This window comes from Brucella haematophila (assembly GCF_005938105.1).
GTDB classification, from domain to species: Bacteria; Pseudomonadota; Alphaproteobacteria; order Rhizobiales; family Rhizobiaceae; genus Brucella; species Brucella haematophila.
This window is the reverse complement of record NZ_VCPE01000019.1, coordinates 56,816-71,235: the sequence shown is the minus strand read 5'-3', so window position 1 is coordinate 71,235 and position 14,420 is coordinate 56,816. Positions and strand designations below refer to the sequence as shown.

The following is a 14,420-nucleotide window of genomic DNA, read 5'->3' as shown; positions in this document are numbered from 1 at the left end:
CCATTTGAGGCAACAGGCTTTTGAAGCCGGTATTTAGACGACATCGTGAAAGAAGCTTGATAAATTGAGTAAATATATTTACCTTCTTTGGCGGGAGGATTGATCATGAAAGCCATCGTTTTGAAAGAGCGCGGCGCAGATGGCGTCGCCTATATGGATATGCCGAGCCCAGCTTGCCCACCGGGCTTTGCGCGGGTGCGGATGCTTGCTGCCTCGATCAATCGCGTCGATCTTTATATGCGCGACAATGGCGCAGGCATCACCCATGACCTCCCGCTGATCATGGGCGTTGATGGTGTGGGCGAAGTGCTTGAAACCCCGCAGGACAGCGGCTTTGCGACAGGCGACCGCGTCATTCTCTATCCTTACGAATTTTGCGGCACCTGCCGCCCCTGCCTTGCCGGAGACCAGCCGCTTTGCCACTCGGCGCGCATTCTCGGTGAACATCGCCATGGCACCTTTGCTGAAGAGGTCGCCCTTCCGGCGCGGTCTCTGGTCAAGATCAGCAATGATGCGGATATCGATCAGGCCGCCGTCCTCGGCGTCGCCTATCTGACGGCATGGCGCATGGTGTTCGGCAAAGCACCAACAGGCCCCGGCAGCGTGGTGTTGATCCAAGGCGCGGGTGGCGGCGTTGCCTATGCGGCCATGCAACTTGCCCGCATGGCTGGCGCGCGCGTTATCGTCACCACATCCGGCACCGACAAGCTCGCTCATTTTCGCAATCTCGGCGTTGAAGTCATCGACTATCGCAATGACGATGTGCCGAAGACTGTTCTGCGCCTGACCGGTGGAGAAGGCGCTGATCTCGTCATCGACAATGTTGGCGAGCGAACATGGGGCGCAAGCCTGCGCAGTGCTGCGCGCGGCGGCCACCTTGTCACCTGCGGCGCAACGACCGGCGCTCACCCTTCCGCCGACATTCAACGCCTGTTTGTGCGTCAGATTTCCATACACGGCTCAACCATGGGCAGCATGGAGGAGTTTGTCCGCCTGATCCGCGCATGGGAGGCGGGCGGTTTTGCGCCACTGATCCACAGCGCTTTCACGCTGGAGAATGTGCCCGCAGCCTTTGCCCAAATCGAAGACCCGGCCCGCATGGGCAAAATTCTGGTCCGCATCGCCTGAGCTTGCCGAGAGGTTCTCATGACTTATGAAAATATCCTTGTCACCGTCGAAGGACAGGTCGGCATCATCACATTGAACCGTCCAGAAGCGCTGAATGCGCTGAACCGGCAGCTGACTGCCGAGCTTTCCGAAGCCGCTGCCGCCTTCGATGCCGATCCGGCCATCGGCGCCATCGTCGTCACCGGTTCGGACCGGGCCTTTGCCGCCGGTGCCGACATCAAGGAAATCAAGGACAAGACATTCGCCGAGGTCTATGAGGAGCAGCTTATCACCTCGACATGGGAGGGGCTGGCGCGGGTACGCAAGCCGACGATTGCCGCCGTTTCCGGCCACGCCATTGGCGGCGGCTGCGAGATCGCCATGATGTGCGACATGATCATCGCCTCCGAAACTGCACGCTTTGCGTTGCCGGAAACCTCCATCGGCATTATTCCCGGCGCTGGCGGCACACAGCGCCTGACCCGTATCGTCGGCAAAGCCGTGGCGATGGATATGATTCTGAGCGGCCGCGCGCTTTCGGCAGTCGAAGCCCAAAGCATGGGGTTGGTAAGCCGCGTGGTTCCGGTGGGCACACAAGTGCAGGAGGCGGTGAAGCTTGCCGCCAAGGTGGCCACCTATTCCCGACCTGTTGTTCAATTGGCCAAGGAAGCGGTCAACAAAGCTTATGAGACCCACCTACAGGAAGGCATTTATGTCGAACGCCGCCTGCTCTACTCGACCTTTGCGCTGGATGACCGCCGGGAGGGCATGAACGCTTTCGCCGAAAAACGCCCGCCGCAGTTTCGCAACCGCTGATATCGAAAGCGGCATCACGAAGTCGGACCAGCGGAAAACTCTTCGAAACGTCATAACCTGCGGCAAGGGCGCTAATGCAGATTAGCGCCCTTGCCGCAGGTTATGACCGAGCGATTTGGAAAAACCGGACCACATGAATTTTTTTAAGAAAACCATATTGATAAAATCCATCGCTGCCATAGCTCTCAATTAGAATTTGCTGATTTATTGCCCTGCCTGTAGCCAACCACGGGTTTGGTCGCAGGCGGTTTTAATTGCGTATCGCGGGGATCGCATGAAAAAATGAACGGCATTGACGATGAACGGAAGAACCAGCGTGCGTGGCTTGACCGCCACCGACGCTCAGAGTCTTTCCGTCGGAATTAAGTATAATTCAAAAGACACCCATAAAACTAAAATTATTTTTTCAATATTTAGCTGGTTAACAGTTAGAATATAGCAATAAATCTGACATGAAAATACTGATTCGGAATTAAGTTGAGAAAATTTCTTGACTTTATTTAATTTGCGCTAATTTCACTTACGAAATCCAGCACAAATGCAGTTGATAAATAATAATTATACCGTTGATCGAGATCAATGACGCGAGATTAGCTCTCATATCATTGTCTGTGAAATTTCGTTTCATGCTCATAATCGCGCACGATTGGAGAATTGCATGGCCGATACGCACAGCGGACAGGTTGCGGTGGAAAAAGAACCGCACAAACTAACATTGTTTCCTTTGATTGCGCTCGTTCTTGGGTCGATGATTGGCGGGGGCGTTTTTAATCTGCCATCGGACATGTCCCGCGCAGCGTCGCCGGGAGCAGTGATTATCGGCTGGATCATCACCGGCATCGGCATGTTGATGCTGGCGAAGGTCTATCAATCGCTGGCCAACCGCCGCCCCGATCTTGATGCCGGACCCTACGCCTATGCCAAGGCCGGCTTCGGGTCGTTCATTGGCTTCAACAGCGCCTGGGGATATTGGCTCAGCGCCTTTCTCGGCAATGTGGCCTATGCAGTGGCGATTTTCTCGGCGCTCTCCTTCTTCTTCCCGGTCTTTGGCGACGGCTCCAACCTGCCGTCGATCATCGGCGCGTCCATCTGCCTTTGGCTGATCCACACGCTCGTCCTTTACGGCATCAAACAGGCGTCATTCGTCAATATCGTCACCACGATTGCGAAACTGGTGCCGCTGATGCTGTTCATCCTGATCGCCATCATCGCCTTCCACTGGGACAAGTTCACCTTCAATTTCTGGGGCCGCGGTGAAGAAGCCACCCTCGGCAGCATCACGCACCAGATCAAGAGCACCATGCTGGTGACCCTGTGGGTGTTCATCGGCATCGAAGGTGCCAGTGTTTATTCAGCCCGCGCGGCCAACCGCAAGGATGTGGGACGCGCAACCGTCATCGGTTTCCTTGGAGCGCTCGGCATCTATGTGCTGGTGTCGCTGCTGTCGACCGGCCTGATGAGCCAGCCGGAACTGGCCGGACTGAAAGTGCCATCCATGGCAGGTGTCTTCGAGCCGCTTGTCGGACATTGGGGTGCGCTGCTCATCAATGTCGGCCTTCTGATTTCGGTTGGCGGCGCCTTTTTGTCGTGGACGCTGCTTTGCGCGGAAATCCCGTTTTCCTGCGGTCGTGACGGCACCTTCCCGAAATGGTTTGCAGTCGAGAACAAGAACGGCTCGCCCGCCCACGCATTATGGGCAACGAACCTCGCGATCCAGTTCTTCCTGTTGCTCACCTATTTTTCCGAAAGCGCCTACCAGTTCTTCTACTTCATCGCGTCGGTCGCCATTCTGCCGCCCTATGTGTTCTCAGGCGCTTTCGCCCTGAAACTTGCGCTCAGCGGCGAAACCTATAGCGCCAACAGCAAGGCGCGGCGTCGCGACCTGTGGGTGAGCCTGATTGCAACCCTCTACGGCGTCTGGCTCGTCTATGCAGCGGGACTAAGCTTCCTGCTGATGTGCACAGTGCTCTTTGCACCCGGCATTCTGGTTTACGCCAAGGCCCGCAAGGAACATGGCGAGCCGATCTTCGAAGGATACGAAGTGTGGATCGCGGCAGGCATCACTCTGCTGGCTCTGGTCGCCATCTATCTGATGTGGACGGGGGTCATCACACCGTTCTGACACGCTTATCCGTGGGAATGATCCTTTGCCGGCTTTCAAGATGACGCAACCGAACCGGCAAGGCCTCCCACCCAGACCACTGGTTTCAAACAGGAGCATCGAGATGAGACAATTTGGAGTGCATTCGGAAGTCGGCAAGCTGCGCACAGTTATGGTTTGCAGCCCTTCGCTGGCCCATCAACGACTGACCCCAGCCAATTGCCATGACCTTCTGTTCGATGACGTTATCTGGGTCCACGAAGCCCAGAAGGACCATTTCGACTTCGTGCTCAAAATGCGCGAACGCGGTGTGGAAGTTCTGGAAATGCAGGACCTGCTCGCTGAAACGCTGAACGACAAGGAAGCGCGCCAGTTCGTTCTCGACCGCCGCATTCTGCCCAATCAGGTGGGGCGCAATGTTGCCAATTCCATGCGCCCATGGCTGGACGAACTTCCGTCGAAAAACCTTGCCGAGTTGCTCATCGGCGGCGTGGCCGTTTCCGACCTTCCCGATATCTGGGGCAAGGAACTGATGCTCGACGTGCTGGGCGGCACGGAATTCATCATTCCGCCGATCCCCAACACGCTGTTCCAGCGCGACTCGTCCTGCTGGATTTATGGCGGCGTGACGGTCAACCCGATGTTCTGGCCAGCACGCCAGCCGGAAACGCTGATCCAGCGCGCCATCTACAAATACCACCCGGAATTCAAGGATGGTGATTTCAAGATCTGGTGGGGCGATTTCGATACCGACCACGGCAATGCCACGATGGAAGGCGGCGACGTCATGCCAATCGGCAATGGCACCGTGCTGATCGGCATGGGCGAGCGCACGACCTATCAGGCCGTCGGCCAGGTGGCCGAAGCGCTGTTTGCAGCAAAGGCCGCTACCCGCGTCATCGCCTGCGTGATGCCGAAGAGCCGCGCGGCCATGCATCTCGATACGGTGTTCAGCTTCTGCGACCGCGACCTCGTGACCATTTTCGGCGAAGTGGTGGATCAGATCCGCTGCTTCAGCATCTACCCCGGCGACGATGGCAAAATCACCGTCCGCCCGGAAACCAAGCATCTTCTGGAAGTGGTCGCCGAAGCGCTTGAGCTGAAAAAACTGCGCTCGGTCGCAACGGGCGGCAACGCTTATGAGGCCGAGCGCGAACAGTGGGATGATGGCAACAATGTCGTGGCGCTGGAACCCGGCGTGGTGGTCTCCTACGACCGCAACACCTACACCAACACGCTACTGCGCAAAGCCGGCGTTGAAGTCATCACCATACGCGGCTCTGAGCTTGGCCGTGGTCGAGGCGGCGGGCATTGCATGACCTGCCCCATCTGGCGCGATCCGGTTTGATCACCGGGCACTCATCGCAACGTTATATAGTTTTGGAGACGTATCATGAGCTTTAATCTGCGCAATCGTTCCCTCCTCACGGTGCAGGATTACACGCCGCGCGAGTTTCGCTTCCTGCTGGATCTGGCACGCGATCTGAAGCGCGCCAAATATGCCCGCACCGAACAAAAGCATCTGTCGGGCAAGGAAATCTGTCTCATTTTCGAAAAGACCTCCACCCGCACGCGCTGTGCCTTCGAGGTCGCCTGCTCCGATCAGGGTGCCAATGTCACCTATCTCGATCCTGCGGGTTCGCAGATCGGCCACAAGGAATCTTTCAAGGATACCGCGCGTGTTCTGGGCCGCATGTATGACGCCATCGAATATCGTGGCTCATCGCAGAGCGGCGTGGAAACGCTGGCCAAATATGCTGGTGTGCCGGTCTATAACGGCCTGACCGATGAATACCACCCGACCCAGATGCTGGCCGACGTGCTGACAATGTGGGAACACAGCGACAAGCCGATCCCACAGATCAAATATGCCTATGTCGGCGATACCCGGTCCAATATGGGCCATTCGCTGATGATCGTCGGCTGCCTGATGGGCATGGATGTGCGCATTTGTGGACCGAAGGACCTGTGGCCTGCCGAAGAATATCGGAAGATCGCCGAGGAACTCGCTGCGGCGTCGGGCGCAAAGCTGACCATCACCGATGACGTCAAGGCTGCGGTCAAGGATGTGGACTTCATCCATACCGATGTCTGGGTGTCGATGGGCGAGCCCAAGGAAGTCTGGGCCGAACGCATCAAGCTTCTGAAGCCCTATCAGGTCAACGCAGCGCTGATGAAAGCCGCGGGCAACGCGCAGGTGAAGTTCATGCACTGCCTGCCTGCATTCCATGACACGGAAACCGTGGTGGGCAAGCAGATCGCTGACCAGTTCGGCATTTCGGATGGTCTCGAAGTGACGGACGAAGTGTTCGAATCCCACGCCAATATCGCATTCGAACAGGCGGAAAACCGCCTGCACACCATCAAGGCCCTGCTTGTGGCAACGATTGGAGATTGAGGATGCGCATCGTCATCGCATTGGGCGGCAACGCCCTTTTGCGGCGCGGCGAGCCAATGACAGCCGAGGTGCAACGCAAGAACATACGCACTGCTGTCGAGGCCATCGCGCCGATCACCAAGGACCATCAGGTCATCATCACCCATGGCAACGGCCCGCAAGTCGGGCTGCTTGCCTTGCAAGGTGCAGCCTACAAGCCCGACGAAGCTTATCCGCTGGACGTTCTCGGTGCCCAGACGGAAGGCATGATCGGCTATATGCTCGAACAGGAACTTGGCAACGTTCTGCCGTTCGATATTCCGATTGCCACAATCCTCACCATGGTTGAGGTGGATGGCGACGATCCCGGCTTCCAGAACCCGACCAAGTTCGTCGGCCCGGTCTATTCGAAAGAAGATGCCGACCGTATCCGTGGCGAAAAAGGCTGGGCCTTCAAGCAGGACGGCGACAAGTGGCGACGGGTTGTACCATCGCCACTGCCGAAGCGGATATTCGAAATACGCCCGCTGAAATGGCTGCTTGAAAAGGACACCATTCTCATCTGCGCGGGCGGTGGCGGCATTCCCACCATGTATGAGAAGGGCAAGGAGCGGTCGCTTGGCGGTGTGGAGGCTGTCATCGACAAGGATCTGGCCAGCGAACTTCTCGCCCGGGAACTCGATGCCGACCTCTTCATCATGGCGACCGATGCCGAGGCGGTCTTCACCGACTGGGGAAAGCCGACGCAAAAGGGCATTCACGAAGCGACGCCGGAAGCACTCTCGCAATACCAGTTTCCGGCAGGCTCAATGGGACCAAAGGTAGATGCCGCCTGTAACTTCGCCAAGGCGACGGGAAACTCCGCCGCCATCGGCGCACTGGCTGACATTCCCGCTATTGTCGATGGCAAGAAGGGCACGATCGTCAGCACGGGCTTTCCGAAACTAACCTGGCACTGAATTAAGTATTGAAACTCCGATCTTTCATCGAAGATCGGAGTTTTCTTTGTTTAAACTTACGCCTACACTCAATTCACTACCGGGGAGACCATAGAGTGAGCGAAAGCGAACAGGGTTCAACAAGCGGCGTCCGCCCTCCATCCATGCTGGATGCCCTGGTGCCATGTATCGCACTGATCGTGTTCCTCGCCCTTTCCTATTATCTGTTCGGAGACGAGGCTTCGTCCGGTCCCAATCAGATCGCCCTTGCAGTCTGCGGGATGATCGCCGCAGGCGTGGCCTACAAGAACGGATCGACATGGTCCGCTGTCCGCGCCTCCGTTGTCGACGGGATCGCCGCTGGTTTGCCTGCTATTCTCATTCTGATGGCGGTGGGCGCACTGATTGGCACATGGGCGCTCAGCGGCACGATCATATCCATGGTCTATTATGGGCTGAAACTGCTTAACCCCGATTATTTCTATGCAACGACTGCCATTGTTTGCGCTGCTGTTGCATTCAGCATCGGCAGTTCCTGGACGGTTGCGGGCACCATCGGCATCGGGCTGATGGGTGTGGCAGCCCATATGAATCTGTCGCCCGCCATTACGGCGGGGGCCGTCATTTCCGGCGCCTATTTCGGCGACAAGGCATCACCGCTATCCGATACGGTCAATCTGGCGGCAGCGTCCGCCGGTTCGGAAATATTCGACCACATCAGGGAATCGCTCTGGGTGTCGATCCCGGCCTTGCTCATCGCGATTGTACTTTTTGGCCTTCTGGGTGAGCAGAACGATTTTGACGCCAGTTCCCTTCTGACGAAAATCGACAGCCAGATTCAGGTTTCGCTCTGGGCTTTCCTGCCGTTGCTGCTGGTCTTTGTGCTGTCAGTTGCACGGGTTTCACCCGTCGTCGCGATATTCAGCGGCGCTCTGGCCGGAGCGATCCAGGGCGTCATTATGGACCCGCAGCGCGTGATCACTTTTGCCAATGATGCCGCGCTGCCCAGCGCACTTGCGCTTTTGAAAGGCGCATGGCTGGCGCTCGCCACTGGCTATACGAGTTCCGTTGGCGACCACGACATCGACATAATCCTCAGCCGTGGCGGTATGGCCAGTATGATGACGACCATCTGGCTTATCATCACCGCACTCGCCTTCGGTGCAGTGATCGAACATGCAGGCATTCTCAATCGCCTGATCGGCCCGATGATCCGTCGCGCCAAATCCGATGCCGGTCTGGTCACCACCGTTGCGGGAACCGCCGTGCTGTCGAATGTGGTCACGTCCGATCAGTATATTTCAATTGCCCTGCCGGGGCGCATGTTCAAACAGGCCTTTGCCAGCCGGGGCCTCGCGCCAGCCCTCCTGTCCCGCGTGATCGGTGACAGCGCAACCGTGACCTCGCCGCTGATACCCTGGAACAGTTGTGGTGCTTATATGGCGGCGGCACTTGGGGTCAGCACCACTGCCTATGCCGCCTTTTGCTTCTTCAACATCATCAACCTGCTGCTATCTATCGGCTTCACGCTGCTCGGTTGGCGTGTGCTTCGAGTCACCCCCAAAACAGGCGTCTAGCTGACGATCCCTTTCCTGCGATAGAGCAGCCAAAGGAACCAGACACCGCCGACCAGTGAAGCGATGAGACCCGGCGACATTGGCCATGGATAGGCGATATTGCGCCCCAACCAGTCGGCGAAGATCAACATCAGCGCGCCGACCAGCGCCGCTGCTGACAAACGAAGCCCGATTGTGCGGAAGCCAAGCAGCGACACGAAATGCGGAACCATCAACCCTATGAAACTGATGGGACCGACGGTCAGTGTTGCAGCAGTTGTCGCCACGCCTGCGATCAGCAGCAAAGCCCCACGGCTTTGCGGTACTCTCAACCCGATGGCGCGCGTAGTGGTATCGCCAAGCGGGAATATTTCAAGCGGGCGTTTCAAAAGCATCGCCGCGAGGACAACGACCAGCGCACAGACACAAACCAGAACAGCATCGCTGCTGCCGACATTGCCCATGGACCCGGAATACCAGTTCAAAAGCCCGGCCACACGCGGGTTACCGCTGGCGAGAAGCAGGATCATCAAAGCTTGGAAAGCACTACCAAGACCAACCCCCACCAGCAGAACACGCTCCGGCTGAAACGCCATGCGTTTACCGATCAGCGCAATCGCTGCCAGAACGACAAAAGCGCCAATGGTGGCTACGGCCAGTTTGGACATACCACCGGCATTGGGCAGAAACAGCACCGCGACAGCCAGACCAACGCCAGCACCATAACCGATACCCAACAAATCGGGGCTCGCCATCGGGTTTCTCAATGTGCCCTGCAAGATCACGCCTGCAACGGCCAGACACACGCCAGCGCCGGCCGCCGCAAAGATGCGCGGGACACGCCAGAAACTCGCCGCCATATCCGTCACATCTGGCAGACTGAAAGCCCAACCTTGCGCGTTCTTCGCCACCAGAAATGACAAAGCCGCACTCACGATACACAGACCGCAAAGCAGGAGCAGCGCTCTCCCCGGATTCTTGAGAGCGTTGGTTTCAGATGCCGCTTCCCCCATTTGTGGCGCACTGCCAAGCCGCACGCGCGTTGCGAGGATCACCAAGACAGGCCCGGTAAAGAGACCCGCAGCAGCGCCCGCCGGAATAGTGCCGACAAAGGGCGTGATTGCCCGTAAAAGCTGATCGACGCCCACAAGCAGAAGCGCCCCCAAAATGGCGGACCATGCCAGACGCCGCCCATCATAGCCCGGCGCAAAGGAGCGTGCCAGATTGGGAGCAGCAAGCCCCACCATCCCGATCAATCCGAGGCTGCTGGTGACGATCGCAGCCATCGCCGCAGCCGCTGCCAGCAGTACCAGCCGCATGAAGGCCGGAGATACGCCGAGCCCCTTGGCCTGACCATCGCCCAGCGACAGAAGGTTGAGCGGTCGCTGCAACAGCAAAATCAGCACAGCCAATGGCAGCAGACGCGGCAGGAGATAAAGGAAGACCTCCCATCCGCCCTGTTGCAAGGAACCCGCCTGCCAGGTGAGAAGATTGATCAGATAGTCATGGTTGAACAGGACCAGCAGGCTGAAAACAGCGTTGCAATAGAGCCCCACCATCAGCCCTGCCAGCACCACGGTTGTGGATGAGAACCGCCCCGCCGAGGCGACCAGCAGCGAAATGCCGAGCGCCACGGCAGCGCCTGCAAGCGCGATGGGTTCGCTGCCGAAGGTCCACAGGCCGGGTGCAAAGACAAGCGCAAGAGCAAGGGCGATCTGCGCGCCGGATGCGACGCCGAGCAGACCCGGCTCTGCCAGTGGATTGCGCAGCACAGTCTGGAAGACGGCACCACCCAACCCCAGCACCCCGCCCACCAGAAGCGCCACCGCAAGGCGTGGCAGAAAACTGTAAAAGCCGATCACATGGCGCGGATCGTCAAGATCGGGGACCATGATGATGCGCAGCCATTCCGCAGGCTTTGCAATGCTGAGAAAGCCCTGAACGACAAGCAGCAAAACCAGAACGAAGGCAATGATCAGCACGGGCCAGCGAAGCGGAAAACGCCGATGAGCATGTTCCTGACCGGATGAAACAGCACCGATACGCATCACCGCAACCTCACGCCTTTTCCGGCATCTGTGTCAGGGCAGATGCGATCAGCCCCGACAGATGCACCGCAGACGCTATGCCGCCGAAGGGGTGAAACTGGTTCAGCCAGGCAACGCGTTTGTTACGCACAGGAGCAAGCAATTTCCACATGGTGTTTTGTTGCAGCGAACGCTCCGTTTGAAGCCGTTGCGACGGAATATCGACCACCAGAAATGCGGCATCAGGGTTGTCCATCAGCCGGTCGAGACCGGCGCGCGCCATGCCGGTTCCGTTGACCGGCCCCGTCCAGATATTGGCAAGACCGAGCTTGCGCAGCACGGCATCCGGCAGCGTACCCGCGCCATACATGGTCATCTCGCGCCCGCCAATATCGGGCAGCATGATCCCGACAGGATGGTTGTGCCCGGCAAGCTTTGCCCGCGCCTCGGCAAAGCGGTCCTCGGCCATTTGCGCAATCGCATCTGCGCCGGAACGCGGCACGCCGCACAGTTCGGCCACGCGGTTGAGAATATCGACGGCCAGCTGATAGCGCTCGACATTGGGTGTGGTGATACTTGGCACCAGCTCCACTCGCGCCACATCCGCAATGCGCGGCGTCATGACCATATTATAATCGGTGGCGATGATGAAATCTGGCCGCAATTCTGCCAGCGCTTCAAGATTGATTTCCCAGAATGGCCCGACATCGGCGACAGTGTCGGGCAAGACCGGCGACGCCATGCGCTGACGGTAGAAACTCGTATCGGAGAGCCCTACCGGCACGATACCCAAAGACAACATAGCTTCTGCCGCCGCCCAGTCTATCGACACAATGCGCGGCGCATCCCCTGCTTGCACCTGATGCAGAAAGCCGGAAGGCCCCGCGCAAAGTGCGAGGCCCGGTCCCGACAACAGGCCGAGTAATATCTGGCGACGGGTCAGCAAAGCACTCGCCTTAGAAACTGACCTTAACCCGGCCAATGACCGAGCGACGGTCACCTTCATAGCAGCTCACGGTATCTTCACAGGTCGTGAAATACTTCTTGTCGAAGAGGTTCGTCGCATTGAGCTGAAAGGTCATATCCTTGTATTTGTAGCTCACACCCGCATCAACCAATGTGCGGCCGTCAACCTTGACGGTATTGGCCTTGTCACCATAGCTGGAACCGACATAACGCACGCCGCTACCAAGGCTCAGCCCTTCCAAAACGCCGCTGTTGAATGTGTAGTTGAGCCATGCCGAGGCCTGATGTTCAGGCACCATTGTGGACTGCTTGCCGATATAGGCGGCGGCGTCTTCAGTGATTTCGGTATGGGTGTAGGTATAGGAGCCAATGAAGTCCCAACCATAGGAAAGGTTGACCTTGCCTTCCAGCTCCAGACCACGCGAATGGACTTCGCCGGTTGCCTGCGGGCCATCAATATAGCTGTAGGAAACCACATTCGACTTCACGATGTCGAACCATGCCATCGTGAACAGACCGTCGAATTCCTTCGGCTGGTATTTCACGCCTGCTTCCCACTGACGCCCTTCCGACGGATCGAAGGTGTTGCCGCTATTGTCCGTACCGAGATTGGGAACGAAGGATTCCGAATAGCTGACATAGGGCGCAATGCCCCAAGGCGTGACATAGGTGATGCCGGCGCGACCACTGAACTTGCCGATGTTCTGATCCGTATCGCTGTCATCGAGACGGTTATGATTGTCGAGATTCAGCCAGTCATAACGACCGCCGAGCGTCACGATCCAGCTATCGTTGAACTTGATCTGATCCTGCGCATAAATGCCGGTCTGATTATATTTCTGGCGATAGCTCTGCGTCAGTGTCGTCGGCACGGCGATGGGAATACCGTAAGACGGGTTGAACGGATTGAGACTTGGCGCCGGGTCGCGATATTGCGAGACGTCGGAGTCGGAATAGGAATAGTCGAGACCGAGCAGCGCTTCATGCGCGATATTGCCGGTTTCGAATTCGGCAACTGCCTGATTGTCTACAACAAAGCCGCTCATATTCTCGTCGAAACGACGCGCCTGACGGGTAATCCCCGTCGGTCCAAGACCAAGCGCCAGAACATTGTCGAGAAGGAAGCTCACCTGACCGTAACGCAGGTTCTGCTTCAGGGTCCAGGTGTCGTTCAGATGATGTTCGAACTCATAGCCGATGCTGCCCTGCTTCTGCACGCTTCTGTTGAAATCAGGATCGCCGACCAGAATATCCGGCGAGTTCGGATAAAGATTGCTGATCGTGGCAGGCAGAACACTGCCGCCGCTGTCGTCACGCAATAGTTGGCCGGAAACAGTCAACGACGTGTCGGCATCCGGCGCCCAGGTGAGCGACGGCGCGAACATGTACCGGTCGTCCTTGACCTCGTCGCCATTGGAATATTCGAACTGCGTATCGCTTTTGCGCACCACGCCGATCATGCGATAAAGCAGCGTCTTGTCTTCATTGACCGGACCCGTCAGATCGACGCCGAACTGCTTGCGGTTATAGCTGCCGTATTCCACCGAAGCTTCATGAAAGGCTTCAGCCTGCGGCTTCTTGGTGACGCGATTGACCAGACCGCCCGCATCGCTCTGACCATAGAGCGACGATACCGGCCCGCGCAGCACCTCCAACGAATCCAGCTCATAGGGGTCGGTGCGGAAAAAGGTGTAGCTGTTGGAAAGCTGGCGCAGGCCATCCTGATAGGAACTGGTGGACTGGGCGTTGAAACCGCGCATCAGGATCCAGTCATAACCCTTCGGGTCCGGACCGTAGGTTTCAATCGTCACGCCCGGCACATAGCGCAGGATTTCCGTCACGCTCTGCGCATTCTGGGTTTCGATCTGCTTGCGGCTGACCACTGAAACCGACTGCGGCACTTCAATCAATGGCGTATCGGTCTTGGTTGCGCCTCTGGAATTTTCGACCACGACGCTGCCCGATGTGTCGCCTGCCACTGCGCCTTGCAGGGTGATCGTGTCGAGAAGCAGCGAACCGTCCGCAGCCACGGCTGCTGCGTCGCCTGCCTGCTGGGCGGAAATGGTCACCGTGTTGCCGCGAATGCGGTAGGAGAGGCCCGAGCCGGACAGAATACTGTTCAGGGCTTCCGAACGGGTGAGCGAGCCTTTCGCACCAGAGGAGTTTTTGCCGCGCACGATATTGGCATCATAGAAAAGCTGGACGCCGGTGTTGTTGGAATATTGCACCAGAGCCTTGGACAAAGGCTGTGCGGCAATATCGAAGGAAATGCGCTGCACCTGCTGCCCGGCACCTGCCGCCTGTGCCCAGACCGGGCTTGCCGCAAACGAAGCGACGGCAACCAATGCGCTTGCTGCCAGAAGATGCAAGGAGAGCTTCGATTTGAGAAGAAGAGCTGCGCGTCCCTGGCCAATCCCTGTCTGAATTCCGCTCGTCTTATCCACGCGCATGCTGCAATCCCCAATGTCTGACACCCCCGCCGACGGGCGGGAAACTCTGTTTCATGGCGGCCGCCAAGCAGCCCCTCAGATG

10 protein-coding genes are annotated in these 14,420 nt (G+C 57.8%); 7 read left to right on the top strand and 3 right to left on the bottom strand.

Annotated features, from left to right (window positions below):
- The first annotated feature begins 105 nt into the window (after nt 1–105).
- The 7 genes from FGI60_RS22160 to FGI60_RS22130 all read left to right on the top strand — a co-directional run bounded on the left by FGI60_RS22160 (nt 106) and on the right by FGI60_RS22130 (nt 8,916).
- Nucleotides 106–1,128 carry a zinc-binding dehydrogenase gene (locus tag FGI60_RS22160; RefSeq protein WP_138787028.1) on the top strand — a complete coding sequence of 341 codons (1,023 nt, stop codon included), beginning with the start codon at nt 106–108 and terminating at the stop codon, nt 1,126–1,128.
- A gap of 18 nt (nt 1,129–1,146) precedes the next feature.
- The gene (locus FGI60_RS22155; protein ID WP_138787027.1) at nt 1,147–1,923 is read left to right on the top strand and encodes an enoyl-CoA hydratase-related protein; all 777 of its coding nucleotides are present in this window, start codon (nt 1,147–1,149) and stop codon (nt 1,921–1,923) included.
- Nucleotides 1,924–2,581: 658 nt separating this feature from the next.
- A complete protein-coding gene (arcD, locus tag FGI60_RS22150; RefSeq protein ID WP_138787026.1) occupies nt 2,582–4,045 on the top strand; it encodes an arginine-ornithine antiporter in 1,464 nt (487 codons plus the stop codon).
- 103 nt (nt 4,046–4,148) lie between these two features.
- Complete coding sequence (arcA, locus tag FGI60_RS22145; protein WP_138787025.1) at nt 4,149–5,372, top strand: arginine deiminase; 1,224 nt, start codon at nt 4,149–4,151, stop codon at nt 5,370–5,372.
- Nucleotides 5,373–5,417: 45 nt separating this feature from the next.
- Nucleotides 5,418–6,422, top strand: a complete 1,005-nt coding sequence (locus tag FGI60_RS22140; protein WP_138787024.1) for an ornithine carbamoyltransferase — start codon at nt 5,418–5,420, stop codon at nt 6,420–6,422.
- Between the two features lie 2 nt (nt 6,423–6,424).
- Nucleotides 6,425–7,360, top strand: a complete 936-nt coding sequence (arcC, locus tag FGI60_RS22135; RefSeq protein ID WP_138787023.1) for a carbamate kinase — start codon at nt 6,425–6,427, stop codon at nt 7,358–7,360.
- A gap of 95 nt (nt 7,361–7,455) precedes the next feature.
- A complete protein-coding gene (locus tag FGI60_RS22130) occupies nt 7,456–8,916 on the top strand; it encodes a Na+/H+ antiporter NhaC family protein (protein WP_210238466.1) in 1,461 nt (486 codons plus the stop codon).
- On the opposite strand, the gene fhuB is transcribed toward FGI60_RS22130, so the two are convergent.
- Genes fhuB through FGI60_RS22115 form a run of 3 tightly spaced genes read right to left on the bottom strand, consistent with a single transcriptional unit; the run spans nt 8,913 to nt 14,338 of the window.
- Nucleotides 8,913–10,943, bottom strand: coding sequence for a Fe(3+)-hydroxamate ABC transporter permease FhuB (gene fhuB, locus FGI60_RS22125; RefSeq protein ID WP_138787022.1), 2,031 nt, complete (start codon nt 10,941–10,943; stop codon nt 8,913–8,915). The two genes, FGI60_RS22130 and fhuB, sit on opposite strands and share 4 nt — an antisense overlap.
- Nucleotides 10,944–10,953: 10 nt before the next feature.
- The gene (locus FGI60_RS22120; protein WP_235889897.1) at nt 10,954–11,868 is read right to left on the bottom strand and encodes an ABC transporter substrate-binding protein; all 915 of its coding nucleotides are present in this window, start codon (nt 11,866–11,868) and stop codon (nt 10,954–10,956) included.
- Nucleotides 11,869–11,878: 10 nt separating this feature from the next.
- Entirely contained in the window at nt 11,879–14,338 is a 2,460-nt protein-coding gene (locus FGI60_RS22115) for a TonB-dependent siderophore receptor (protein ID WP_138787021.1), read from the bottom strand.
- Nucleotides 14,339–14,420: the final 82 nt, after the last annotated feature.